Annotated in this window: 30 protein-coding genes and 1 tRNA gene; 20 read left to right on the forward strand and 11 right to left on the reverse strand. The window is 56.8% G+C overall.

Annotated features, from left to right (window positions below):
• Nucleotides 1-149: 149 nt before the first annotated feature.
• The 6 genes from A8B84_RS17515 to A8B84_RS17540 all read right to left on the reverse strand — a co-directional run bounded on the left by A8B84_RS17515 (nt 150) and on the right by A8B84_RS17540 (nt 5022).
• Entirely contained in the window at nt 150-716 is a 567-nt protein-coding gene (locus tag A8B84_RS17515; protein WP_064230435.1) for a DUF1285 domain-containing protein, read from the reverse strand.
• Between the two features lie 24 nt (nt 717-740).
• Nucleotides 741-1637, reverse strand: coding sequence for a radical SAM protein (locus tag A8B84_RS17520; protein WP_064230436.1), 897 nt, complete (start codon nt 1635-1637; stop codon nt 741-743).
• Nucleotides 1638-1682: 45 nt separating this feature from the next.
• Nucleotides 1683-2132, reverse strand: coding sequence for a SixA phosphatase family protein (locus A8B84_RS17525; protein ID WP_064230437.1), 450 nt, complete (start codon nt 2130-2132; stop codon nt 1683-1685).
• Between the two features lie 43 nt (nt 2133-2175).
• Nucleotides 2176-3243 (reverse strand): NAD(P)H-dependent glycerol-3-phosphate dehydrogenase, encoded by a 1068-nt coding sequence (locus tag A8B84_RS17530; protein ID WP_064230438.1) that lies wholly within the window; start codon nt 3241-3243, stop codon nt 2176-2178.
• A gap of 64 nt (nt 3244-3307) precedes the next feature.
• A complete protein-coding gene (locus A8B84_RS17535) occupies nt 3308-3799 on the reverse strand; it encodes an STAS domain-containing protein (protein ID WP_064230439.1) in 492 nt (163 codons plus the stop codon).
• 14 nt (nt 3800-3813) lie between these two features.
• Complete coding sequence (locus tag A8B84_RS17540; RefSeq protein WP_064230440.1) at nt 3814-5022, reverse strand: PP2C family protein-serine/threonine phosphatase; 1209 nt, start codon at nt 5020-5022, stop codon at nt 3814-3816.
• A 114-nt stretch (nt 5023-5136) separates the two neighbouring features.
• Between A8B84_RS17540 and A8B84_RS17545 the strand changes: the two genes are divergently transcribed.
• Nucleotides 5137-6621, forward strand: coding sequence for an HD domain-containing protein (locus tag A8B84_RS17545; RefSeq protein WP_064230441.1), 1485 nt, complete (start codon nt 5137-5139; stop codon nt 6619-6621).
• Here A8B84_RS17545 and A8B84_RS17550 read toward each other — a convergent pair.
• The gene (locus tag A8B84_RS17550) at nt 6611-7639 is read right to left on the reverse strand and encodes an NAD(P)/FAD-dependent oxidoreductase (protein WP_064230442.1); all 1029 of its coding nucleotides are present in this window, start codon (nt 7637-7639) and stop codon (nt 6611-6613) included. The genes A8B84_RS17545 and A8B84_RS17550 overlap by 11 nt on opposite strands.
• A gap of 116 nt (nt 7640-7755) precedes the next feature.
• Here A8B84_RS17550 and A8B84_RS17555 point away from each other — a divergent pair, with 116 nt between their 5' ends.
• From A8B84_RS17555 to A8B84_RS17600, 10 genes are all read left to right on the forward strand, one after another.
• On the forward strand, nt 7756-8712 hold the full coding sequence (locus A8B84_RS17555; RefSeq protein WP_064230443.1) for an acyl-CoA desaturase: 957 nt from the start codon (nt 7756-7758) through the stop codon (nt 8710-8712).
• Nucleotides 8709-9176: a nuclear transport factor 2 family protein gene (locus A8B84_RS17560; RefSeq protein WP_064230444.1), complete on the forward strand. Its 468-nt coding sequence runs from the start codon at nt 8709-8711 to the stop codon at nt 9174-9176. Before A8B84_RS17555 ends, A8B84_RS17560 begins: the two co-directional genes overlap by 4 nt.
• Nucleotides 9173-9973: an SDR family NAD(P)-dependent oxidoreductase gene (locus A8B84_RS17565; protein ID WP_064230445.1), complete on the forward strand. Its 801-nt coding sequence runs from the start codon at nt 9173-9175 to the stop codon at nt 9971-9973. Before A8B84_RS17560 ends, A8B84_RS17565 begins: the two co-directional genes overlap by 4 nt.
• On the forward strand, nt 9970-11235 hold the full coding sequence (locus A8B84_RS17570) for an NAD(P)/FAD-dependent oxidoreductase (RefSeq protein ID WP_064230446.1): 1266 nt from the start codon (nt 9970-9972) through the stop codon (nt 11233-11235). The genes A8B84_RS17565 and A8B84_RS17570 overlap by 4 nt, the downstream gene beginning before the upstream one ends.
• A 2-nt stretch (nt 11236-11237) precedes the next feature.
• The gene (locus A8B84_RS17575) at nt 11238-12122 is read left to right on the forward strand and encodes a DUF1365 domain-containing protein (RefSeq protein WP_064230447.1); all 885 of its coding nucleotides are present in this window, start codon (nt 11238-11240) and stop codon (nt 12120-12122) included.
• Nucleotides 12110-13384, forward strand: a complete 1275-nt coding sequence (locus tag A8B84_RS17580; RefSeq protein WP_064230448.1) for an SAM-dependent methyltransferase — start codon at nt 12110-12112, stop codon at nt 13382-13384. The genes A8B84_RS17575 and A8B84_RS17580 overlap by 13 nt, the downstream gene beginning before the upstream one ends.
• Nucleotides 13381-13902, forward strand: a complete 522-nt coding sequence (locus A8B84_RS17585) for a DUF2878 domain-containing protein (protein WP_064230449.1) — start codon at nt 13381-13383, stop codon at nt 13900-13902. Before A8B84_RS17580 ends, A8B84_RS17585 begins: the two co-directional genes overlap by 4 nt.
• Complete coding sequence (locus tag A8B84_RS17590; RefSeq protein ID WP_064230450.1) at nt 13899-14639, forward strand: hypothetical protein; 741 nt, start codon at nt 13899-13901, stop codon at nt 14637-14639. The genes A8B84_RS17585 and A8B84_RS17590 overlap by 4 nt, the downstream gene beginning before the upstream one ends.
• Before the next feature lie 82 nt (nt 14640-14721).
• The gene (gene xthA / locus A8B84_RS17595) at nt 14722-15534 is read left to right on the forward strand and encodes an exodeoxyribonuclease III (RefSeq protein ID WP_064230451.1); all 813 of its coding nucleotides are present in this window, start codon (nt 14722-14724) and stop codon (nt 15532-15534) included.
• Nucleotides 15535-15552: 18 nt separating this feature from the next.
• Entirely contained in the window at nt 15553-16182 is a 630-nt protein-coding gene (locus tag A8B84_RS17600; RefSeq protein ID WP_064230452.1) for a TetR/AcrR family transcriptional regulator, read from the forward strand.
• A gap of 9 nt (nt 16183-16191) precedes the next feature.
• On the opposite strand, the gene A8B84_RS17605 is transcribed toward A8B84_RS17600, so the two are convergent.
• Nucleotides 16192-16608, reverse strand: coding sequence for a phasin family protein (locus A8B84_RS17605; RefSeq protein ID WP_064230453.1), 417 nt, complete (start codon nt 16606-16608; stop codon nt 16192-16194).
• A gap of 347 nt (nt 16609-16955) precedes the next feature.
• On the opposite strand from A8B84_RS17605, the gene A8B84_RS17610 reads away from it, so the two are divergent.
• The 4 genes from A8B84_RS17610 (at nt 16956) to hemH (ending at nt 19498) form a co-directional block, all read left to right on the forward strand.
• Nucleotides 16956-17393, forward strand: coding sequence for a YeeE/YedE family protein (locus A8B84_RS17610; protein ID WP_064230454.1), 438 nt, complete (start codon nt 16956-16958; stop codon nt 17391-17393).
• A 4-nt stretch (nt 17394-17397) separates the two neighbouring features.
• Nucleotides 17398-17823 carry a DUF6691 family protein gene (locus A8B84_RS17615; RefSeq protein WP_064230455.1) on the forward strand — a complete coding sequence of 142 codons (426 nt, stop codon included), beginning with the start codon at nt 17398-17400 and terminating at the stop codon, nt 17821-17823.
• A 96-nt stretch (nt 17824-17919) separates the two neighbouring features.
• Nucleotides 17920-18351: a TIGR01244 family sulfur transferase gene (locus A8B84_RS17620; RefSeq protein WP_064230515.1), complete on the forward strand. Its 432-nt coding sequence runs from the start codon at nt 17920-17922 to the stop codon at nt 18349-18351.
• Nucleotides 18352-18388: 37 nt separating this feature from the next.
• Nucleotides 18389-19498, forward strand: a complete 1110-nt coding sequence (gene hemH / locus A8B84_RS17625) for a ferrochelatase (RefSeq protein WP_064230456.1) — start codon at nt 18389-18391, stop codon at nt 19496-19498.
• Nucleotides 19499-19527: 29 nt separating this feature from the next.
• Here hemH and A8B84_RS21380 read toward each other — a convergent pair whose 3' ends face one another.
• Both A8B84_RS21380 and A8B84_RS17630 read right to left on the reverse strand, forming a co-directional pair.
• On the reverse strand, nt 19528-19677 hold the full coding sequence (locus tag A8B84_RS21380; RefSeq protein ID WP_227512888.1) for a hypothetical protein: 150 nt from the start codon (nt 19675-19677) through the stop codon (nt 19528-19530).
• Nucleotides 19678-19886: 209 nt separating this feature from the next.
• A tRNA-Ser gene (locus tag A8B84_RS17630) sits at nt 19887-19977 on the reverse strand.
• A 211-nt stretch (nt 19978-20188) separates the two neighbouring features.
• Between A8B84_RS17630 and A8B84_RS17635 the strand changes: the two genes are divergently transcribed.
• The 5 genes from A8B84_RS17635 (at nt 20189) to A8B84_RS17655 (ending at nt 22380) form a co-directional block, all read left to right on the forward strand.
• Nucleotides 20189-20887, forward strand: coding sequence for a Bax inhibitor-1/YccA family protein (locus tag A8B84_RS17635; RefSeq protein ID WP_014577154.1), 699 nt, complete (start codon nt 20189-20191; stop codon nt 20885-20887).
• A 103-nt stretch (nt 20888-20990) separates the two neighbouring features.
• Nucleotides 20991-21407, forward strand: coding sequence for a sulfurtransferase complex subunit TusD (gene tusD / locus A8B84_RS17640; RefSeq protein WP_064230457.1), 417 nt, complete (start codon nt 20991-20993; stop codon nt 21405-21407).
• A 2-nt stretch (nt 21408-21409) separates the two neighbouring features.
• Nucleotides 21410-21760, forward strand: coding sequence for a DsrE family protein (locus A8B84_RS17645; RefSeq protein WP_064230458.1), 351 nt, complete (start codon nt 21410-21412; stop codon nt 21758-21760).
• Between the two features lie 5 nt (nt 21761-21765).
• Nucleotides 21766-22050: a sulfurtransferase complex subunit TusB gene (tusB, locus tag A8B84_RS17650; protein WP_082905217.1), complete on the forward strand. Its 285-nt coding sequence runs from the start codon at nt 21766-21768 to the stop codon at nt 22048-22050.
• A 3-nt stretch (nt 22051-22053) separates the two neighbouring features.
• Nucleotides 22054-22380 carry a TusE/DsrC/DsvC family sulfur relay protein gene (locus A8B84_RS17655; RefSeq protein WP_064230459.1) on the forward strand — a complete coding sequence of 109 codons (327 nt, stop codon included), beginning with the start codon at nt 22054-22056 and terminating at the stop codon, nt 22378-22380.
• Here the strand turns inward: A8B84_RS17655 and A8B84_RS17660 are convergent.
• Nucleotides 22367-22738, reverse strand: a complete 372-nt coding sequence (locus tag A8B84_RS17660; RefSeq protein WP_064230460.1) for a hypothetical protein — start codon at nt 22736-22738, stop codon at nt 22367-22369. The genes A8B84_RS17655 and A8B84_RS17660 overlap by 14 nt on opposite strands.
• Between the last annotated feature and the right edge of the window lie 34 nt (nt 22739-22772).

Raw genomic sequence — 22772 nt, forward strand, 5'->3', positions numbered from 1 at the left:
AAAGTGATCGTGAACAGCCAGACTGCACAGAGGGACTAACGACCACCGGGCCTCGTTAGAGAGCCAGGCTCATAACAAGTATGAAAACACAGTTTAACAACTGAGCTAATGCGTTTTCTACCGTAATTCTGGGGCCGCAGTACGGGTTTTCAACCACCCTGCCCGATTTTGTAGAAAATTCCGTGACTAAAAACGCCGAGAACAGGATGGCCGTCTTCATTTCGCTCGACCACATGCTCGGCCAGATCGTAATAGGCGGCGGTTACCAGGCGAGCTTCGACGCCGTGGCGAACCTTGACGACAGGGCGCGGTTCGTCGGAGTCCGGATAGGTTCCCACTTCAAGGGGGTGGTGCTGGCCAATCTCGAGGGTTTCGCCCACGTTGGTGGTCAGTGAGATGACCTGCCGGTCGCCCTCCCCGGTTACCTGAAGCGAATGCGCCAGAAGCGGCGCGTCCTCAACCTGTATTCGCCACTTTTCTACCGGCGTCACCAGGTAGTACTCGCCACCTTCCTCCCGGCGCAGAATGGTGGAGAACAGTCTTACAATGGCTTCCCGTGCCAGTGGCTCACCCTTGAAGATCCATTGACCATCACGGCTGATGCGAAGATCCATGTCGCCTGACAGTTCGGGATGCCACTGATCGATTGGCGGGTTGCCGGGGTTTTTCACGGTTTCCTCCACCTTTTTAGCGAGATTATCCGGATTCATGCTCATAACGGTGGCTCCCGGTTCAGAGATTTACAACCCACGCATCCACTCCGCTCGAAGCGGCGCTGCGCCAGGATTCGTGATGGCCAGGTTAACCTGATCCAGCATTTTCTGCTTGTCGCGACCAAGGGTTCCTTTCAGTACCAAGTAATTGGAGGCGTGGTCGCTGCGAAAGATGGTTTTATCGAGCTCCAGATGTTCCAGTAACAGACGGATTTCTTTGAAAAGACCCTGCTGCGAGAGCGGGACGAAATCATCACCGAAGCCTTCCCGAAAACGCTCTTCACCCTGAGGGAAGCTCACCACGAGGGTAGATAGGTAGTCTGGCTGGGTTTCATTGCACAGCGTGGCGGTGTTGATCGCATGCTGGGGCGAGAGGCTCTCACCGCCCAGTCCGTTTAGCACCATCACAGAACTGGTCAGGCCGGCCTCACGAATCTTCAACAGCGCAGAACGGGTCGACTCCCAGGTTTCGCCCTTGTTAACGCGGCGCAGAACTTCATCATCGCCGGATTCCATTCCAACATAGAGAATCTGGAGCCCGGCTTCTTTCAGCTGTGCCAGTTCTTCCACAGTCTTTTTGGCAAGGTTGCGAGGCAGGCAATAACTGGAAACCCGCTGAAGGTCCGGAAAAGCTTCCCGCAGCTGGCCCAGAATCTCCAGCAGCCGACGGGTCGGCAGCACCATGGCATCACCGTCCGCCAGGAATACCCGGCGCACGCCGCCCAGGCTTCGGGCGGCGTTCTGAATGTCCTGCAGCACGTCGTCGGGCTTGCGGGCCCGGAATTTCTTTTGCGGCTGGGTGTACATCTCGCAGAAGGTGCACTTGTTCCAGGAGCAGCCGTTGGTAACCGGCAGGATCAGGGACTTGGCTTCGCTGGGGGGCCGGAATACCGGCTCTACGTAGTCAATCGGAAAGCTGTACATAGTCAGGCTCGAATTTGAGGATTCGGAAATCGGATAACTGGAGTATCAGGGCAGAAACTGCGCTTTCAAGTCTGCGCAGCCAGGGCCAACCACCGGCATGTCGAGCATCACCGCCTGGGAGGTCATAAACGGAATGCCGCGGCGGTGGGCGTCTACCAGAAGCGTGGCAAGGCCACCAACCAGGGGCATGTGGGAGACAACCATCAATGGCGATTCGTGCTGTTCGATCAGCGCATCGAGGCACTCGCCGGGGTCGTCGTCCGGAGTGAGGAACATCTTTTCCTCAACGGGGCAATTGAGGATCTCGGACACAATAGCGGCGGTTTGCCGGGCCCGTACGTAGGGACTGCTCCAGATCAGCTTTGGCCGCCAGGGCGACCCGGCGATGCGGGCAGCAACCTCGGCAACGCCCAGCCGACCGGATTCGGTGAGTTCACGCTCCTGATCCAGTGTGTGCCAGCCAGCTTCGCCGTGACGCATGATGAGCAGTTGCAAGGGCTCTCTCCTTTCAGACCTTCTCCGGCGTTTCCGGGCCGTTTTACTGGCTGATGGTACGGGGCAATATAAACTCTACGTCGGAATTCTGGACCGACATCATCAGGCTGTTGATCACCGCCTTTATTGAAGCATTATCGTACAGAATCTCGTAAAGCCCACGGACCAGGGGCATATAGATACCGATCGCCTCGGCTTTTTCCTTCACTAGCTTCAGGGTATAGATGCCTTCTGCAACCTGCCCAAGCTCAGCGACGGCGGCGTCCAGCTTCTGGCCCTGCCCCACTGCGTAGCCCACGCGATAGTTTCGGCTCTTCGACGACGTACAGGTGACAATCAGGTCGCCTACACCCGCCAGCCCCATAAAGGTCATCGGGTTGGCACCGAGGCTGACGGCAAACCGGCTCATTTCTGCAAGGCCACGAGTAATGAGCATGGCCTTAGCGTTCTCCCCCATCTCAAGGGCGGAGGCAAGGCCGGCGACAATCGCATAGATATTCTTCAGTGCCCCCGCGAGCTCGACACCATACACATCCACATTGGCGTAAACCCGGAAGTACTCGCAGCCCAGGAGATCCTGAACAGCACGGCGAACATCCGGATCTTTGGCGGCGATTACGGTGGCGGTCAGGTCCCGGTTGACGATTTCTCCCGCCAGATTGGGGCCACTGAGCACGCCAATACGACAGCGGGGAATCTCTTCCTGGAGAATCTCGGTCATCAGCTTGAAGCCGTGCTCTTCAATGCCCTTGGTCAGGCTGATAACAATCTGGTCGTCGCGGAATTTATCGCAGTTTTCACGGATGACGGCCCGAAAAGCCTTGCTGGGGATGGCAACGAATACGATTTCTGCCTTGCTGACAGCATCCGCGAGGTCGGTGGTGGGCTGGATATCACCGGAGAGTTCGATGCCCGGCATATAGCGGCTGTTGACACGGGTGGTGCGAATTTCCTCGGCCTGGGCCTCTCCGCGCATCCAGAAGTGCACGCGATGGCCGTTTTCACCCAGCACCTTGGCCATGGCGGTGCCAAAACTGCCACCGCCCAGAACCGCTACATCGTGCACCGGTCCGGTTGCCCCGGTGTCTTGAGGCGTCGTTTGTTCAGACATAGTTCTTCCGTTTTGTCAGATCAGGTGTGAAACCGGCGGCGCCGTGCTCAAAGGGCAGGAGGCGTTAGCCGGGCTCTTCACATTCCAGAGCGCGCACCAGATTCTTGAATTCTTCCCTGTTTCGGTTGTTCAGGCCCATCAGCACCTTATGGGCATCGAGAACCTTGTCCCGAACCTGCTGTTCGCTGGCCCTGAGTACAGGTATTTCTTCAAGCTCTTCAATACGGGACGCGGGTTCTCGAACAATGATGAAAATCTTGTCGAACCCCATGGAAGTGATAATGCGGGTAATGTCGGGGTTGGTCGAAATCAGTGTGGGCAGGAAATGGCTCTGTTTCTGGGCCGCCATGGCTATCTTGGCAAGCAGGCCGAGCGTGGTGCTGTCGATGATCTCGGTTTCGGTCAGGTCGATCACCACGGTTTTGAACTGCGGATCCTGGGTGATGGACTCAACCAGATTGTCCAGCGTCGAACACAGGTTCAGCCGGATTTCCCCAATAAACTTCAGGACATAGATGCCCTGTTTTTCAGCTTGCAGGATCTTGTAACCAGCCATGTTTCACACTGCCACTAATTCGACGGGGTGTTATCTGATCCGTTCATGGTATCAGTTACCGATACGATAGCGATATCGTCCGGTAGCTCTGAGATCTGATCGAGATTCAGAGCTTCGCTTAGAGAGGCGATAGTGTGACGACCTCCCGATACGAGTTCAAGTAGTGTCCGTTCCTTTTCATCCAAACCTTTTTCCCGGATAACCTCCAGAATTCCATCCGAAAACAGGGTCAGATGAAAGGGTTTGTTCAGGGGTACTTCGTACACCTCCCACTCCGGCGTCTCGAACAGCCCTACCGGCAGCCCGCTGCCTTCGAGAAAAGCCGTCTCTCCTCCCTCGAAGGACAGGATGGGCATGGGGAAATGTGCACCCACTGCGTAATTCAATTTACGCTCACTCAGGGAAATGATGCCAACGAAAACGGTTACGTGTTTACCGAGGCCGGTATCCAGCAGTTCCGAGTTGATGCGTTCGAGGAATCGATCCGGATACAGGATGTCCTCACTGGACCCCCTTCGGAGGTTTCGCTGCAGGCGGTTGGTGAGGTTCTTCAGCAGAACCGTCACGAACGCGGAGCTGGCCCCATGCCCGGAGACATCAGCGATGTACACCAGAACCTTGTCGTCGGAAATGCGGAAGTAGTCCAGGAAGTCACCGCTCAGATAGAGCGACGGCTTGATCATATGGTCCACGTGCAGGCCACTCATTACCTGCTCGTGTTCAGGCAGCATTCGTAACTGGACCTTCCGGCCGGCACGCTGATCTGCCCTGAGCTCGGCAATGCCATCCCGAAGATCCCGGTTGGCCTCTTCCAGTTCCTGCCGGTACAGCTGGTTCAGGCGGTTGACCCGCACCCTGTCAAACAGTTTACCGAGTACGTCATCCAGGGCGCCCTTGTCGTCGTTGCAGGGTTTAAGGACGAAGTCCGCGGCGCCTGCCCGGAGCGCACTGACCACATCGGCACTGGATTCACTCGATGAACAAGCGACGATCGGGGTGAAGGTTTCAGCCTCTTCCAGGCGGTTGGCAAGGTCCCGGATGGCCTCCGGAGACAGATCTGCAAAGATGACGTCGGGAAGGTTATCGTCAAACAGTGCCTTGGCGCCGGCGAGATCCGGGTATCCCGTGACATAGAACCCCCTCGCTTCAAGGTACCGGGCGAGATCCGTACGGGCCTTTTCATCGGCGTCTATTATAAGTATGCGCTCGGTGCGCGAGGTCATGGCGACTGCCCTAAACTACCAGCGATAAACGATAAATTGGCATGATTAAGCCTATTCTGGCACGCCCCTGTGATATAACAAGGCCAGTTTTATGAAATTGGGAGATTCCATCTGATGCGACGTGCCGTTAACGATCTTCTCGGAGCCTATGACAAGTTGATCATGGATCCGGTTCACGGAGGGATTCCACTTTACCGGCACGAAATCCAGGTGATCGATCATCCGCTCTTCCAGCGACTACGCAACATCTGTCAAAACGACATCCTGAGCCTGGTCTTTCCCGGCGCGACCCATTCCCGATTCCTTCACAGCATCGGTGTGATGCACGTGGGTACGCGGATGTTCCGGTCAATGATAGACGCCTACCTGAGAGAGCGGCAGCTCAGTGAGCAGACAGACCTGAGCCTGAGCCAGCTGGATGCCATCGACTACCTTGCCAAAACCATCCGGCTCGGCTGCCTGCTGCACGACAGTGGCCATTCCAGTTTCTCCCACCAGTTCACCCAGGCCCGGCGTATTCGAGAATTGATGTCGCGGCCGGGCCGTTTCCGGGATCTCTGGCGGGGTGTGGATTATTCCACCTACCACCCAGAAGAGCCCGATGAACTGGAACACGAGCATTATTCCGTACGGGTCGCTCACGACGTACTGACGGCCGTGGATCTGGAAAGTGCTGGTCTCTATGCCCGGGATGTTATCGGCATCATGGAAACCACCGAGGTCAGGCCCAGCGAGACATTCTGCCGTCATGCCCGGACTTTCTGGGCTTTTATAGCCGGTGAGGATGCCGCGGCGGGATCGCCCCTGAGTGAAAATATTCCGGGCCTGGTGATGGACCTCCTGTCGTCCATTGTCTCCGGCGAAATCGATGCCGACCGAGCCGACTATATGTTGCGGGATGGCTTCCACTCATCAGTCACAATTGGCGGTTTCAACCTGGACCACCTGCTGAGTAACCTGCGGTTTGGTTGGGATGTGTCTGAACCCTGGCTGGGGCTTGCCATTACCCAGAAAGGACTGGGGGCACTTGAAGACTTCGTTTACAGTCGCCACCAGATGTACCGGAAAGTGTATGCCCACAAGACCGCGCTTGGCTTTGACTGGCTCCTGCGGGAAGCGATCAATGAGGTACTGGATGACCCGGAGAATTTCGAATGGGTGGATACCTGCCTGAGTGACATGACCTATTTTGCGGAGCTCACCGATAACTTTTTCTGGGAAGCCTTCCGCAAAGTGGCCCGCAAGCACCCGAAAAGCTTCTCTTTTTGTATTGTGAACCGGGTAAAGCTGAACCACCTGGATACTCGGGAAGACCTCTCGGCCAGGGGTATTGAGCGGCACAGCGCCTGGTTGGCCGGGGAGCTCTCTCTTAATCCGGCCCAGGTCGTGACCTGCTCCATGCGGGCGCGTTTCTCGAATATCCAGGACAATTTCAACGGTATCAAGGTACTGGTGCGCGAGCCCATTCACCGCACTCGTTCACTGAAGAAGATCACCGATGTGAGCGCCTTCTTCAGTAAATTCAGTGACGGCACCATCACCCATTTCTACACCCGCCCGGATGTCACCACCGGCAGCCAGGAATCGCTTACTGAGTAGCAGTCCCTGCATTCAGCTCGGCAACCAGTCCGCAGGCGCTGTCAAAAGCGCCTTCAACCCGACCACCGCTGAGCCAGTCGCCGGCAAGCCCGAGCCCGTAATCCGGGAACCACAGGTGGCCAGGCTGGTCTCCGCCTTCGGAGCGGGCATAAAGCCAGCGATGAGTGACAACGTCGTCTGGCCCGGCATCAAAGCCCGTCAGCTCCTGGAAGGCAGCCAGGAGTTTGTCGGCAACTTCATCCGCGGGCGCATCCACATGGTCTTCCGTCCAGGCGGGGCTCGCATGCAGAACCCACCACTGACCATCGTCCTCCCGACCGGGTTTGCTGGAGTTGTTGGCCACCCAGAACAGTGCCGGGTGCTGGCAACGCATGCCTTCATGATGAGGCCAGGGCGAGGTCGGGAAGTGCGCGGCGACGGCCCAGCACGGCAGGACCCGGCTCACCGGATCATCAAGCTGCGACGCCAATTCGTCCAGGCCACTGTCGGCAAGCAGATCCCGAGCCTGTGCTGAAGGCGCGGTGATGATCACCTGATCAAAGTCGCCAAGGGGGGTGCCGGAGGTGTCCAGGAGGCGCCAGGACTGGTCGTTTCGGGCCAATTTGCCAACCCGGGTTTCAGTGACAACCGAGGCATTAGCGGACAGCGCCCGGGTGATGGCGGTCATACGTGGCGTGCCCACGAAACGCGTTTCCGGAGGGAACGGCTCCCAATTACCTGCCTCTGTCTGGAAACCAAACCGGCCTTTCCACGGTCCGAAACTATCAGTGCCAGCAAATTCACGGAGAAACGGCAGAAAATCCGGGTTTCGGGAGGTGAAGTACTGTGCACCCACATCCGCCGAACCACCGGTTACTCTTTTGGCTGCAAGCCTGCCACCGGGCCCCCGGCTTTTCTCAAAGACGGTGACGCGATGGCCGAGGCCCTGTAGTTGAATAGCCGCCGTTAGCCCGGCGAGGCCTGAACCAACAACAGCGATACGGCGTATAAGAGGCGAATGAAAGGTTTGATTAAACATGGTTTATCGTGCATCCAATTCCGGTAGTGAGATCGTACAACTCCCCATGAAACTGCTTTGGCCACAGGGCTGAGCGTGCGATCAAGGTTCCATAAAAGAGAAAGGGCAATCAGGGTATGACCCGAATGCAGCATTGGCTTACAAACATTCTGAGGTGGTTCGACTCCGAGGCGGGTTCGGATCACATCGACACCACGTCCAGATCGTTCAATTTTTTACGTGTTATACCGTTCATAGCGCTTCACCTGGCGTGTTTACTGGCTTTCTATACCGGCGTTAGCGCCTTCGCCATCGGCTTTGCGATCGCATTTTTCCTCGTGCGCATGTTTGCAATCACCGGATTCTATCATCGTTACTTTGCCCACAAGACGTTCAAGACCAGCCGCCCTGCCCAGTTTGTGTTCGCCGTTCTCGGCGCCAGTGCTGCCCAGCGCGGACCATTGTGGTGGGCCGCTCACCACCGGCATCATCATCAGCATTCCGATGATGTTCAGGACCTCCACTCGCCCCATCAAGGCGGCTTCTGGTGGTCCCACATGGGCTGGTTTACCTGTGACGCCGGCTTCGCCACCGACGAACGCCGGGTTCGCGATTGGCTCAAATTTCCTGAGCTGAAACTGATTAACAGGTTTGATGCGCTCGTGCCGGCCCTGGCCGCGGTAAGCATCTACGCTCTTGGTGAGGCTCTGGCGGCCTGGGCGCCGGGCCTGGGAACGAACGGTTTGCAGCTCCTGGTTTGGGGTTTCTTCATATCAACGGTGGTGCTGTTCCATGCCACGGTCTCCATTAATTCACTCTCCCACGTCTGGGGCAAGCGCCGGTTCGAGACATCGGACGATAGCCGCAACAACTTCTGGCTGGCCCTGCTCACCCTGGGCGAGGGTTGGCACAACAATCATCACCGCTGGCCCCAGTCTGTGCGCCAGGGGTTCCGCTGGTATGAAATTGACATCACCTGGTATGGCCTCTGGCTGATGTCCAAGCTGGGCATCATCTGGGAGCTGAACCCTATCCCGAAACACATTCAGGAAGAAACACGCGAGCTGGATAGAATGAGGAGGAGCAGACAATGACAACCGCCTCAAAAATCGAAGTAGGTACGCGTAACTCGGCGGTGCCGGCAACGCTCGACAATTTTCGGGCGCTGTTCAATGAACTCGATAAGGGCAATCTCAACAAACTTTCCCGGGTTTACAGCGAGGAAATTCGTTTTCAGGACCCGCTGAATGCGGTTCAAGGGCTGGATGACCTCACACATTACTTCGCTGAGGCCTACGCCAACGTTATTTCCTGTCGCTTCGAGTTTGGTGACGCTGTGGTGCAGGGAGAGTTTGCTGCGCTGCCCTGGGTTATGTATTTGCGACACAAGCGCATTCGCAAGGGCCGGGAGGTTCAGGTTCAGGGCATGAGCCACCTGGAAATCCGGGATGGCATGGTGTGCTACCACCGGGACTACTTTGACGCAGGGGAAATGCTTTACGAAAACCTGCCTGTCGTTGGCAGGGTCATTCGCTGGATCAAGGATCAGGCAGGATGAGTGATCGACTTCAGGAAACCTCGAACATCTGGATTACCGGAGCCAGCTCAGGCATTGGCGAATCCGTTACCCGTGCTCTTGCTCGCGGCGGTCACCGCCTTGTGATTACCGGTCGACGCCAGGGAGTCCTCGAGGAGCTTGCCTCTGTTGCGCCCGAGCGGATCATTCCGGCTGCAGCAGACACCACCAGCAAGGAAGATCTGCAAGCCATAGCCGGGACACTGGAGAATCACGGCGACCTGAACATGGTGATACTCAATGCCGGCACCTGTGAGTATCTCGAGATTGCCCATTACAGCAGTGATGTAATCGAAAAGAACATACACACCAATGTAATCGGCACGGCAAGGTGCCTGGACATCGCCCTGCCCGCCCTTCGCCGGAGCCGGGCAAAGGGACAGCCGGCTACCCTGGTGATCGTTAGCTCCTCGGCCTGGTGGTTTCCCTTCGGCCGGGCAGAAGGTTACGGCGCCTCCAAGGCCGCCCTGACCTATTTCGCCCATGCCCTCAGGGCGGACCTCGCCGCTGAAGGTATCGACGTCGTCGTGGTGTCACCCGGCTTTGTGAAGACTCCGCTGACCGACCGCAACGATTTTCCCATGCCTTTTCTGGTCTCGGCAGAAGATGCGGCGGAACGGATTGTAAGTGGCCTGGCGCGTGGTAAGAACGAAATAGCCTTTCCCAAGCGTTTCACCTGGATGTTGAAAGCGCTGGGCGCCCTTCCCCGGCCTCTGATCGACCGTATGTCGGCCTCCATGGCCCGAAAAAGCAACACCGAACAGGAAAATAATGGATGAGTAGTGAACGTCAGCGAATTGCTGTCATTGGGGCCGGCGTTTCCGGCCTCACGGCTGCCTGGCTTTTGGCCGAGAAACACGAGGTTCAGATTTTTGAGGCCGGCGACTATGCCGGCGGCCACACCAACACAGAACAGGTTGAGGCCGGTGGTCGAACCTGGCCGGTGAACACGGGGTTTATTGTGTTCAACGACTGGACGTACCCCAACTTCATCAAATTAATGGAGCGGCTTGGCGTGCCATCGGAAGTCAGCGACATGAGCTTCAGCGTGGATTGCAGCAGCACCGGCCTGCAATACAACGGCACCAGCCTGAACACCCTGTTCGCCCAGCGCCGGAACCTGTTCAACCTGCCGTTCCTGAAAATGGTGCGGGAGATTCTGCGCTTCAACAAGGAAACACGGGCAGACCTTGAAGCTGGAAACATCAACAATGAGGAAACCCTTGGCGAATATCTGAACCGGAACGGCTATTCCCGTTACTTTCGGAATTACTACATCGTGCCCATGGGTGCGGCCATCTGGTCAGCGCCGGAGATCATTCTGGAGCAGTTTCCCATCCGGTTCTTCCTGCAGTTCTTTAACAACCACGGCATGCTGTCCGTGGATGATCGCCCCACGTGGCGGGTGATTTCAGGCGGTTCCGCCCAGTACGTGAAAAAGATGATGGAACGCCTGGGGGATGCCACGCACCTGAACAGCCCTGTAGACAGGGTGGTCAGGGATGAGAGCGGCGTCACCATTTCGGCAAAGGGCGAGGATCATCACTTCGACCAGGTGATCTTCGCGTGCCACAGTGACCAGGCGCTTGCCATGCTTGCAGAGCCAACTGACAAGGAGCGCGATATCCTGGGCGCCATGGCGTACCAGAACAACGATGTGGTGCTTCATACCGACAGCAGGGTGTTGCCGGACAATCGCCGCGCCTGGGCCGCCTGGAACTACTTTATCCCGACCCACAGCACGGAACCTGTCTCCGTTACCTACAACATGAACATTCTGCAGAACTTCCACGATGCTCCGGAAACCTTCTGCGTGACCCTCAATCGCAGCCGCGATATCGATCCCGACAAGGTGATCAAGCGCTTTGAGTACGCTCACCCGGTGTTCACCCTGGATGCGGTGGCCGCCCAGGAACGCTACGAAGAAATCGGCAACCAGAATCGCACCCATTACTGTGGCGCCTACTGGTTCAACGGGTTCCACGAAGACGGTGCCCGCAGTGCGCTGCGGGTAACCGAGGCCTTCGGGGTGGAGCTTTGACCATGAACAGCCAGTGGCTGGAGGGTACTGTCCGGCACAGACGGAAGTACCCGGTGCAACACGAATTCAGCTACAGCACCGGCATGCTGGCCCTGGACACCGATGAGTGGGGCAAGGTTGCCGGGATCAGTCCGCTTTTCTCCCTGGAAGGATTCAACTGGATCTCCCTGAAGCGCAAGGATTACTTTCGCCCGGAAACCGACGACCTGTCGGTGGCTGTTCGCGATCACGTGGAAGAAGCCACCGGCTGGCGCCCGGACGGGGAAGTGGAGCTGATTACCCACCCCCGCTACTTCGGCTATGTGTTCAATCCTGTCAGTTTCTATTTCTGCTATCGGTCCGGGGAATGTCCCGCCGATGGTGTGGTTCCCAAAGTGATCGTTGCCCAGATTACCAACACACCCTGGCACGATCGCCATGCCTATTGTCTGGAGACCAAAGGAGCGGAACCCAACCAGGCCGGTTGGCGCACCGAGCAATTTGGCTTCAGCAAGCGCTTTCACGTGTCGCCGTTCAATGGCATGAACCAGCATTACGAGTGGACATTCAGTTTCCGGGGCCCGGAGCTGAGAATCCACATGAATGTTCTGGAGGAAGGTCGCAAGCATTTTGATGCCACCCTGGTAGTCCAACGCACCCCTCTCAATCGTAAAGATGTGCACAGAAGTCTTCGAAAGTTTCCGCTAGAGGCGTTCAAGGTTGTGGCAGGCATTTACTGGCATGCGCTCCGTCTCAAGCTGAAGGGGGCACCGTTTTACAGCCACCCGGACAAACTGCCCGAAGACGACAGTGCCTACCGCCGTGGGCACGATGATTCCGGGCTGGATGTCACCAGCGCCGAGACCAATGACAAGATTCGTGGAAGGGTAAGCTCATGGAGAACCTGAATACTTCGGTTGAAAACACCTCATCCGGCTCCGGCAGCCTGCCGGCCCTCAGCCGGTTTGCGAGGACGCTGGTGATTCAGCAGCTCCGATTACTGGGCGAAGGCCAGCTGACGGTCAAGGAATCCGGGTTTGAAGACCTGGTATTCGGAGACGGCAACAGCCAATACCAGCCTGCCGAACTGATTGTCCATGATCACAGTACCTGGCGGGACCTGCTGACCGGCGGAAGCGTTGGCGCAGCAGAGGCATATGTGGCCGGTGACTGGTCGACGCCAGATCTGGTTGCCCTGCTCCGGTTCTTTACCCGCAACGTCGACCGCATGAACGAGTTTGAAGACCGGTTCAGCTGGGTTACCAAGCCGGCTCTGAAAGGTTTGCACTGGCTGAATCGCAACACCAAGGAAGGCTCCCGGAAGAACATCAGTGCCCATTACGACCTGGGCAACGACCTGTTCGAGACCTTCCTCGACCCGACCATGATGTATTCCTCGGCTATCTACCCGAGTGCCGAATCCACTCTCGAAGAAGCCGCTGTCCACAAGCTGGACACCATCTGCCAGAAACTGGATCTCCAACCGGGTGACAAGGTGATTGAAATCGGCACCGGCTGGGGCGGTTTCGCGATCCACGCTGCCAGGCATTACGGCTGCCACGTGACCACGACGACCATTTCCAGAGAGCAGCTGGAGTTGGCGCAAGAGCGAGTTCAGAAGGAAGGTCTGGAAGACCGTATCACCCTCCTGTTCGACGATTACCGTGATCTTGAGGGCCAGTTCGACAAGCTGGTCTCCATCGAGATGATCGAGGCCGTTGGCCCGCAGTTCCTGGACAGCTACTTCTCCCAGATTAACGCCCTGCTCAAGCCGGATGGTCTTGCGCTTGTACAGGCCATCAACATGCCGGAACAGCGCTACCAGAGGGCCCTGAAAAACGTGGATTTCATCCAGCGCTTCATATTCCCCGGCAGCTTTATTCCTTCATTCGGGGCGATCCTCGAATCGGTTCGCAAGGAAAGCAAGCTGGTGCTGACCCATGCCGAAGACACCGGTTTCCACTATGCCCGTACACTTCGTGACTGGTGTGACCGCTTTATGGCCCAGCGCGATAAACTGGAGTCAATGGGTTACGACGAGGCATTCCGACGGCTGTGGCACTTTTACTTTGCCTACTGTGAGGCGGGCTTCAGCGAACGCGCCATTGGCGTGGCTCAGCTGGTGTTCGCCAAGCCCGGCAACAAACGCGAGAATATCTTGAGCATATGATTGCGTCAGAAACGGCTCGTAACGTACTGAACTTCCTGCTTTTCCAGGCGGGGTGGTTTGCCTGTGTGTTCTATCCGGGGCTGATCGGTGCCGGGGTCGTCGTGGTGTTTCTGATCCTGCATTTCGTGCTGGTCAGCCAGAACCGGGTGACCGAATTGCAGTTCATTGGCCTGGGCACCGTGGTTGGTTCCGTTCTGGACGGCATCTGGTTCCAGACCGGTATTCTGGACGACGGCACCGGCCAGGTGATGCTGACCCCGCCGTGGCTGGTGGCCATCTGGGCCATTTTCATGACCACCCTGAGCCATTCTCTGGACTGGATCAGCAAGAAGGCGTGGCTGCCGTTCGTGCTTGCGCCCTTCGCCGGCCCATTCGCTTACTGGTCGGCAAGCCAGCTCGGTGCAGTGCAACTGCCGGAATTGATTCCCTCGCTGATCGCACTCGCATTTGGCTGGCTGGTTGTTTTCCCACTGCTCTTGTTCGCCCGTAAAACGCTTTATCCGGAGCTGGTGCGATGAGAAACGAAACCGTGATGGTTACCCTTGCCCTGATGGCTGCTTCTTTGCCAGCGGTAGCTCAGGATTTCCGCTTCACCGGTACCGCGACTACTGACAGCGGTAGCGTCATCTACGAGGAGCGCCATGCCGTTAGCGGCACCTGTGAGGATGGAATCTTCCGGCCTCAACAGCACGATGTGGCCTATCACAAACCGGATGCAGAGGAGTCGTTCGCCAGTAAGGCGCTGGAATATGACGCCTCGGTACTGCGCCCGACCGTAGACTTCTCTCAACCGACGTTCGATGAAAAAATGGAGATAACCTACCCCGAACCGGAGACCCTGCTAATTAATTGGCAGACGCCCCGCGGCGACTCGGAGAGGTTCGAGGTAGCGTACCCGCCAAATACCGTTGTGGATGCGGGATTCGACAACTTTGTCCGCCAGAACTGGCAGAGTGTGGTTGCCGGCGAGCCCGTGGAATTCCGGTTTCTGGGGCCTACCCGGGGCGAGCACTATGGCTTCGTGCTGGAACGGGCCGATAACGACCGGGTGGATGCCGACCATGTGGTCCAGATACGCCCGACCGGCATGGTGCTGAGGTTCCTGGTGGATCCGATTGTGTTGGGTTATAGCGACTCCGGCGCCCTTTCCGATTATCTTGGCCTGACCAATATCCGGAAAAATCAGGACGAGAATTACACCGCCCACATCCGCTATTCCGTGGAAACCAGCCCGGATTGTGAACTGACCCCCTGAAACTGTCGCCGCTGCCAAGGCAGAACCCGGGTGCCAGTGTGTTAAACTCCGGCGGGAACCAACGCCGGAGAGTTTTTTTGCAATGATGTTCGTGTCTTTCAACGTCAACAGTATCCGTACCCGCCTTCACCAGCTTGAAGCCGTCATTGACGCCCTTGCTCCTGATTTTATCGGTCTCCAGGAAACAAAGGTTCAGGACGACGACTTTCCGGTAGAAGCAATCCGGGAGCTTGGCTACCACGTGCATTTCCACGGCCAGAAAACCCACTACGGCGTTGCCCTGCTGTCAAAGGCGGAGCCGGAAGAGGTTGTCAAAGGCTACCCCTGGGACGGCGAGGACTCCCAGCGCAGGCTGATTACCGGCCATTTCACCGTCAATGGTGAAAAACTGACGGTGATTAACGGCTATTTTCCCCAGGGCGAGAGCCGTGACCACCCGGTGAAGTTCCCTGCCAAGGAAAAGTTCTACGCCGACCTGATGCGCTATCTCGACGAGCTCAAGCAAGCCGGCAGCCATGTGGTGGTTATGGGTGATATGAACATCTCCCCGACCGACAAGGACATTGGCATTGGCGCAGACAACGCCAAACGCTGGTTGCGGACCGGAAAATGCTCTTTCCTTCCGGAAGAACGGGAATGGCTTGGCCAGGTTGAGTCGCGGGGTTATACCGATGTGTTCCGGCACCTGCACCCGGATGAGGCGGATACCTTCAGCTGGTTCGATTACCGCAGCAAGGGATTTGAACGTGACCCCAGGCGTGGCCTCAGGATCGACCTGATTATGGCCAGTGACAGCCTGCTACCGAAAGCCCGGCAAGCCGGCGTTTCCTATGACATTCGCGCCATGGAAAGGCCGTCCGACCATTGTCCGGTCTGGGCGAGCTTCGAACTCTAAGGGCTGGCCCGGCGCGACATGAAAAAAATCAAAACCCGCGACCGTATCCTCCAAACCAGCCTGGCGCTCTTTAACAGCGTCGGCGAGCCCAATGTCACAACACTGCTGATCTCTGATGAGATGGACATCAGCCCGGGCAACCTTTACTACCACTTCAAGAGCAAGGGCGATATTGTCGAGGAGCTGTTCGACCAGTATGAGCACGACATGGTGGATCTGCTGGCAGTCCCGGAAGATGCCGACATCAGCCTCGACCAACAGGGATTTTTCCTGCATCTGCTGTTCGAGACCGTCGCCCGCTACCGGTTTCTCTACCAGGATCTGGTGAACGTTTTGTCCCGCTACGACCAACTACAGGTCCGGTTCAAACGCATCCAGAAGAAGAAAATGCTCGCTTTCAAAACCATTTGCGAAAGTTTCCGGCGCCAGGGAATCATGGCGATTGAAGCGGAAGAACTTGAATCTTTGTGTGAACAGCTAACTCTAACTGCCTGTTACTGGAGCGCTTTTGATACTCTGTCACACCTGGATGACAGGGAATCAGTCGATCCGGGCCGCGGGGTCTACCAGATGATGCACCTGGTTATTCCCTACCTGGAGCCCGACCATCGGGAGGAAGCCCGGCTGATGAGCCGGGACTATCTCTGAGTGGTGTTACTATTCCTTTTCATCGTCGCCGGCACGATTGCGCAGGCGGGCGAGTTCTGATTCAAGGGCCTCAATCCTCCGCTCCAGGGACTCGATCTCTTCCCGACGGTGGATCCCCAGACGTCTCAGTGCCCCGGATACCCGTTCATCAAACATGTGCTCAAGCCGGTCCCAGGTGCCAGTCGCACGTTCGCGAACGCCTTCAACCCGGTCCTCCACGGACTTGATCTGCTTTTCTACCACGCCCCGGGTTTTGTTCTCCAACTGCTCACCTTCCTGAACGAGACGATCGAAGAAACGGCCAGTGTCCTCTTCGGCCTTGGTGTAGGCGCCCAACCCGGCCAGCCAGATCTGGCGGGCGGAACCCTTGATTTTTGCCGCCAGTTGCGGATCATTCTCCGGCTTATTGTCGTTCTCGTCAGACATGTAACAACCTCGGGGGTACGGATATTTCTCTCGGAAGCCTATTGTATTACAGCTTTGGCCGGATTTCAGTCGGGCTGTAAGCCGCACAATGAAAGGCCGCAGTATAAAGACGTATCCGATATGAAAAAATGTTTTCAAACGAAAGTCGCTCTCGCTTGAAGTGTTCAAAATATAGTCAATACTTCCCAATACCGGCGTCCCTGCTGATGCCGGTTTGTCTGGAAGTCTTTCATGGATACTACTCGCACGCCTCTGCCCGGCATCCTTTGCCGGGCTTTTTTTTGGTATTATTGCCCCAAGATATATGCTTATTCCAAATCAACCACGTCTAACGTTCGGAGTATCAGATGATTGAAATCGCGTGGAGTAACTTCACCCCCTGGTCCGCAATGGTGGGTGGCATTCTGGTGGGCATTGCTGCAGCCAGTTTTCTGCTTCTGAATGGGCGGATTGCAGGCATCAGCGGAATTCTTGGCGGCCTTCTTTCACCAGCAAAGGGCGATATAGCCTGGCGGCTGGCGTTTCTCGTCGGGCTGATTGGCGCTCCGGCAGTCTGGATACTGGCTACTGAACTTCCCCCCATTGAAATCAAGGCCGGCTACCCAGCGCTGATTATTGCAGGGCTTTTAGTGGGTGTCGGCACTCGATACGGCTCCGGCTGTACCAGTGGGCACGGGGTTTGCGGCCTCTCGCGGCTTTCGCTTCGCTCTCTGGCAGCCACCCTGAGCTTCATGGGTGCCGGGTTTGTCACTGTCTACGTCATTCGTCATCTCCTGGGAGCCTGATGCCATGAAATTTTCCCTTGCTTCCCTGTTTGCCGGCCTGGTGTTTGGTCTTGGCCTCATCGTCTCCGGTATGGCAAATCCCGAGAAAGTGCTTGGCTTTCTCGATATCGCTGGTCTCTGGGATCCGTCACTGGCCTTTGTGATGGGTGGCGCTATCATGGTGGGCGTCGTCGCGTTTGCCGTAGCTGGCAAGCGCACCCTTTCTTTCCTCGGTTATCACATGAAAATGCCAGCCAACACCCACATCGATAAACGGCTGATCCTGGGCGGTCTGACCTTTGGTGTTGGCTGGGGCATTGCTGGTTTCTGCCCGGGACCAGGGCTGGTAGCGCTCGGTGCCGGTGAAATCAAGGCGGCGGTGTTTGTGGCGGCCATGGTCGCGGGCATGGGCATCTTCGAGGTGATTGAGCGCAGCCGAGCGAAAGCCTGATCAGTTTCTGTTAAATTCCCTGCCGTCACTCTGACACAGCCCGGAGGCTGTGCGATCATGGCGGCAGCTCCATTACCCGATTCGGAGAAGACATCCATGGATATCAGAAAGATTGATGACAACATTTCGGTAGCGCCCCAGATTTCAGTCGAAGACGTGGCAGAAGCCGCAAAGCTGGGCTTCAAGACCCTGGTGGCAAACCGCCCCGATCAGGAAGAGCCGGGCCAGCCGGTAATGGCGGAGATTGAAGCAGCTGCCCGGGAACAGGGCCTTGAATGGGTCTACATGCCAGTGGAGTCGGGCAACATCACTGATGACGACGTAAACCGCTTCGCACCTATGATCCGGGACGCCGAAAAACCCGTACTGGCATTCTGCCGCTCCGGAACCCGCTGTACCGTTCTGTGGGCACTGAGTGCGGCCCGAAACACGTCAGCCAATGAAATCTTTACCAAGGCGCGCAACGCCGGTTACGACATTTCCGGCCTTGCACCAAGGATGGCGCAGCAGGCCGCCGAAAAAGGCTGACAGTCCAACCGCCTAATCAACGTTCAGGATCCACCGCATGCAATACAAAGGTTCAGAGAATTTCAGCCACAACCAGCCTGACCGATTGGGGGTGCTGGTCACCAACCTGGGGACCCCGGACGCCCCGACCACCTCGGCACTCCGGCGCTACCTGGCTGAATTTCTCTCGGACCCGCGTGTCGTGGAGTTGCCAAGGCCTCTGTGGTGGCTGATCCTGCACGGGGTTATCCTGCGCATTCGGCCCAAGCGCAGTGCAGAGGCTTATTCCAGCGTGTGGCAGCCGGAAGGCTCTCCCCTGCTGCTGCACACCGCAAAGCAGGCTGAGGGCATCCGTGAGGCGCTCAAGCGCAAGTATGGCCCCAATGTGGTCGTCGGGTTTGCCATGCGTTATGGCAACCCCTCGATCGCCCGGGTTCTGGATGAGATGCAGGAACAGGGTGTGCGGAAACTGCTGGTTTTGCCGTTGTATCCGCAATACTCCGCCTCCACATCCGCATCCACCTTCGATGCCATCGCCAAAGATTTCACCAAGCGACGCTGGCTGCCGGATTTCCGGTTTATTTCCCACTACCCGGATTACCCGCCTTACATTGAGGCCATGGCGCGCCATATCGAGGCGCATTGGGCGAATCACGGGCGCAACCAGAAGCTGGTGCTCTCCTACCACGGGGTGCCACTGAAGTACCTGACCAAAGGCGATCCATATCACTGTGAGTGCCACAAAACCTCACGACTGCTGGCGGAACGGCTCGGTCTGAGCAAGGAAGACTACATGACCACTTTCCAGTCAAGATTTGGCAAGGAAGAGTGGCTCAAGCCTTACACGGATGAGACCCTGAAATCGCTGCCAGGCAAAGGCGTGAAATCCATCGATGTTTTTTGCCCCGGCTTCTCATCAGATTGCCTGGAAACCATTGAGGAAATTGACGAAGAGAACCGCGAGTACTTCATGGAAGCCGGTGGCGAAGGATTCAGCTATATTACCGCGCTGAACGCCACGCCGGGGCATATCGAAGCCCTGGTGAAACTGATCGAAGAGAACCTGGAAGGCTGGCAGTTGCCGAAGAACGAACCTGAGGCTCTGTCTGCCCGTCAACAAAGAGCCGATGAGCAGAAAGAGATGATTTATCCGGGCAGGGATCTCTGATCTGACCCAGGCCCAGTACCGGGGCGGCATCACCTGCTCCGGTCTTCCCCCTTCTCCTCAGTATCTACAGAAAGATCCGGTACAGACTGACAGAACGTGCACTCGTCTGTATCCACCGCTGCACCGCCGGCTTCCACATAACGCACCTTATGACTCGCCTTGCCCCGATTGGCGGACACAGAAAACTTCCTATCGCGACGTTCGGCTGAACTGGAGTCAGGTGACTCAAGATGTTGAAAGTCGGTCATAACAAGCCCTCGAAGAATCTATACCCTGATGATGAGGGTTAATTGGCCCCAAACCAAGTAGGGATAACCACAGCGATTCATGAACAGTTGGCGCTTTGGGAGAGGAGGTAGTTCAGAAGAAAGGAGATAAAAGGAAAAAATGGCGGTGGGCCAGGGATTCGAACCCCGGGAAGGCTACTAACCTTCGGCGGTTTTCAAGACCGCTGCATTCAGCCACTCTGCCAGCCCACCGGTTTTTCCATTCGCCGCCATTGCGACAGCGGTGAGCATGATACCGGAATTGCCTGTGCTGTCAACGCTCTGCATAAAACCCGCCGCATTTTTCAACATTAACGGTTTTTAATGGAATCCGGAAGACGGTTTCCTGTCGTAAATGATTGAAAGTTGCGTATCTGACACTATTATGGGACACAGTATCCAGTCGTTATAAACGGAGATGACAATGGAAGACAGACGATTCGGCGTTCAGAACTCTCAGGGAGCCTATTCGACTCCCCAGACGGAGCGCGCGACCACTGGCATCAGCGATGATGCGATGAAGGTGTTGCGCAACACCTACATGCTGCTTGGCATGACCCTCGCCTTCTCGGCGCTGACGGCATTCCTGAACATGAACGGAACCCACCCGGGCTTCCTGATCACCATCGTGGGATACATTGGGCTGCTGTTCGCAACCTATAAGCTGAAGAACAGCCCCTGGGGCATCGTCACCACCTTCGCCCTGACCGGCTTCATGGGTTACACCCTGGGTCCGATCATCGGCGCGTTTGTGGCTGCCGGCGCTTCCTCGATTGTGGCCCAGGCGCTGACACTGACCGCTGTTGCGTTCGTTGGTCTGTCTGCCACGGCAATTATCACCAAGAAAGACTTCAGCTTCATGTCCAGCTTCCTGACTGCGGGTGCGTTCGTGCTGATCGGTGCCATGCTGCTGGCCTTCCTGATGGAGAGCTCTGTTCTTCACCTGGCGGTGTCCGCTGGCTTCACCATCTTTGCGTCCATCATGATCCTGTTTGAGACCAGCCAGATCATCAAGGGTGGAGAGCGCAACTATGTGATCGCCACTGTTGGCCTGTATGTATCCATCTACAACCTGTTCGTCAGCCTGCTGCACCTGCTGTCTGCGTTCAGTGGCGAAGATTGATACCAGGCTGAATTAGCCGCTTTAAAACCCCGGCAGTTGCCGGGGTTTTTGCTTTCGGTACACTGAAAGCCTGTACACGGCAGATCAGGAACGAACAGGAACCATGTCGGAAACCACCTCTGAAACCTTCACCCTGGTAATTACCGGCGCGCCCTACTCGTCCCAGGCACCCCAGACCGCCCTTGGCTTTGCACAGGCTGCCGTAGAGGCCGGCCACCGCATTGACCGGGTCTTCCTCTACGGTGACGGTGTGCATCTGGCCTCGGCACTCTGCGCACCGCCGTCTGACGAGACCAACTGGTCTGAGGCATGGTCTCAATTTCTGGCGGACCACAGCGTTCCCGGCGTCGCCTGCATTGCCTCGGCGCTGCGTCGTGGGCTGGCAAACGAAACCGAGCAGAAACGCTACGAGTTGCCAGGGGCCAATCTGCGCGCTCCGTTTGAAATCGCCGGCCTCGGAGAGTGGGTCGAAGGACGGATTAAGTCCACACGAACACTCTACTTTCACGCTGGAGACTAACCGTGAGCACATTGATCATGATTGACCAGCCACCCTACGGCGCGTGGACCGGCCGGGAGGCCCTGGATATGGCGTTCTCGCTTGCAGCCTTTGACCAGCCGGCATCACTGCTGTTCACGGGGGCCGGCGTTAACTGGCTGAGACAGGCGCAGGAAGCCGGCGGTATTGGGCAGAAGTCTGTGGAGAAGAATTTGTCAGCGGCACCCATTTTCGGTATTGAGGCGATAATGGCCGATCGTTCTGCATGCAGCACCTACGGGCTGGATGAGAATTCGCTGATTGAAGGCGTGACTCTGGTGGATGCCGATGCCGCTCTGCTCACAAATTATGACCACACTGCTTTCGCAGGTTAGCCACCATGACTGCCATCAAGACATTACACATCCTGAACAAATCCCCCGATAATCCCCGCGCGGCCAAATGTCTTGAAATGGTCTCGGAGGAAGATGGTCTCTTGCTTATCGGCGGTGGTGTTTTGTTCCTTGCAACCGGAAACCTGCCCGGCGCCGCCAAGGTATTTGCGCTTTCGCCGGACGTTGACGCCCGCGGTCTCGGAAAGCTGAAATGGAGTAGCGCCAGTGCTGTGGATTTCGCAGAGATGGTCCAGCTTTCACTTCAGGCACAAAGGGTAGTCAGTTGGTAGACCATGACGGGTAATTCAATGCCAGAACGAAACAACGAAGGCTTTCTTGAAAACGCTCAGGATTGGACGGAAGCTGTCGCGACCGCCATTGCGGCCGAGGATGAGATGGAGCTGACCGAAAAGCACTGGGAAATCATCCAGTTTCTTCGTTCTTTTTATAAAGAACATGAAATGTCGCCACCCTCGAACCGACTGTTCGTGAAGGCGGTTAAAGAGGCGCTGGGCGAAGATAAGGGCAACAGCATTTATCTGATGCAGTTGTTCCCCGGCACACCGGCAAAAACCGCCTGCCGGATTGCCGGACTACCACGCCCCACTAACTGTCTGTAGAACCCTTGGAGGTGTTACCTGTCTCGCTCCGCCTGTTGCGCTCCAGATCAGCAGCAGTGCCGAGAAAACTGCTCAGGCCGTTTTCAAAGAGGCCTGAGCCGAATTTCAGGAACTGACGGGTGGACTCCTTAACGGTGCCGTCCAGGGCGCTTTCCGGCAGCTCCCGGATGGTATCGGCCACACCCTTTTTCACCCCACGGGTCACGGCGGGCTCGATTTCCCGGCTGGCCTCGATGAGTTCATCGACCTTGGCATCCAGGTAAGGACGCACAACGAACCGCCAGAAGCCCCACAGGGTGGCAAGCACGGCAACAACGGTTGCGGAAATCTGGATTGCTAATGTTGCCCATAAAGGCATGGCCTTCCTCCTTGTGCGTCAGGCAAAACAGGGC

Origin of the sequence: Marinobacter sp. EhC06, assembly GCF_001650915.1 — a bacterium.
Taxonomy (GTDB): Bacteria; Pseudomonadota; Gammaproteobacteria; order Pseudomonadales; family Oleiphilaceae; genus Marinobacter.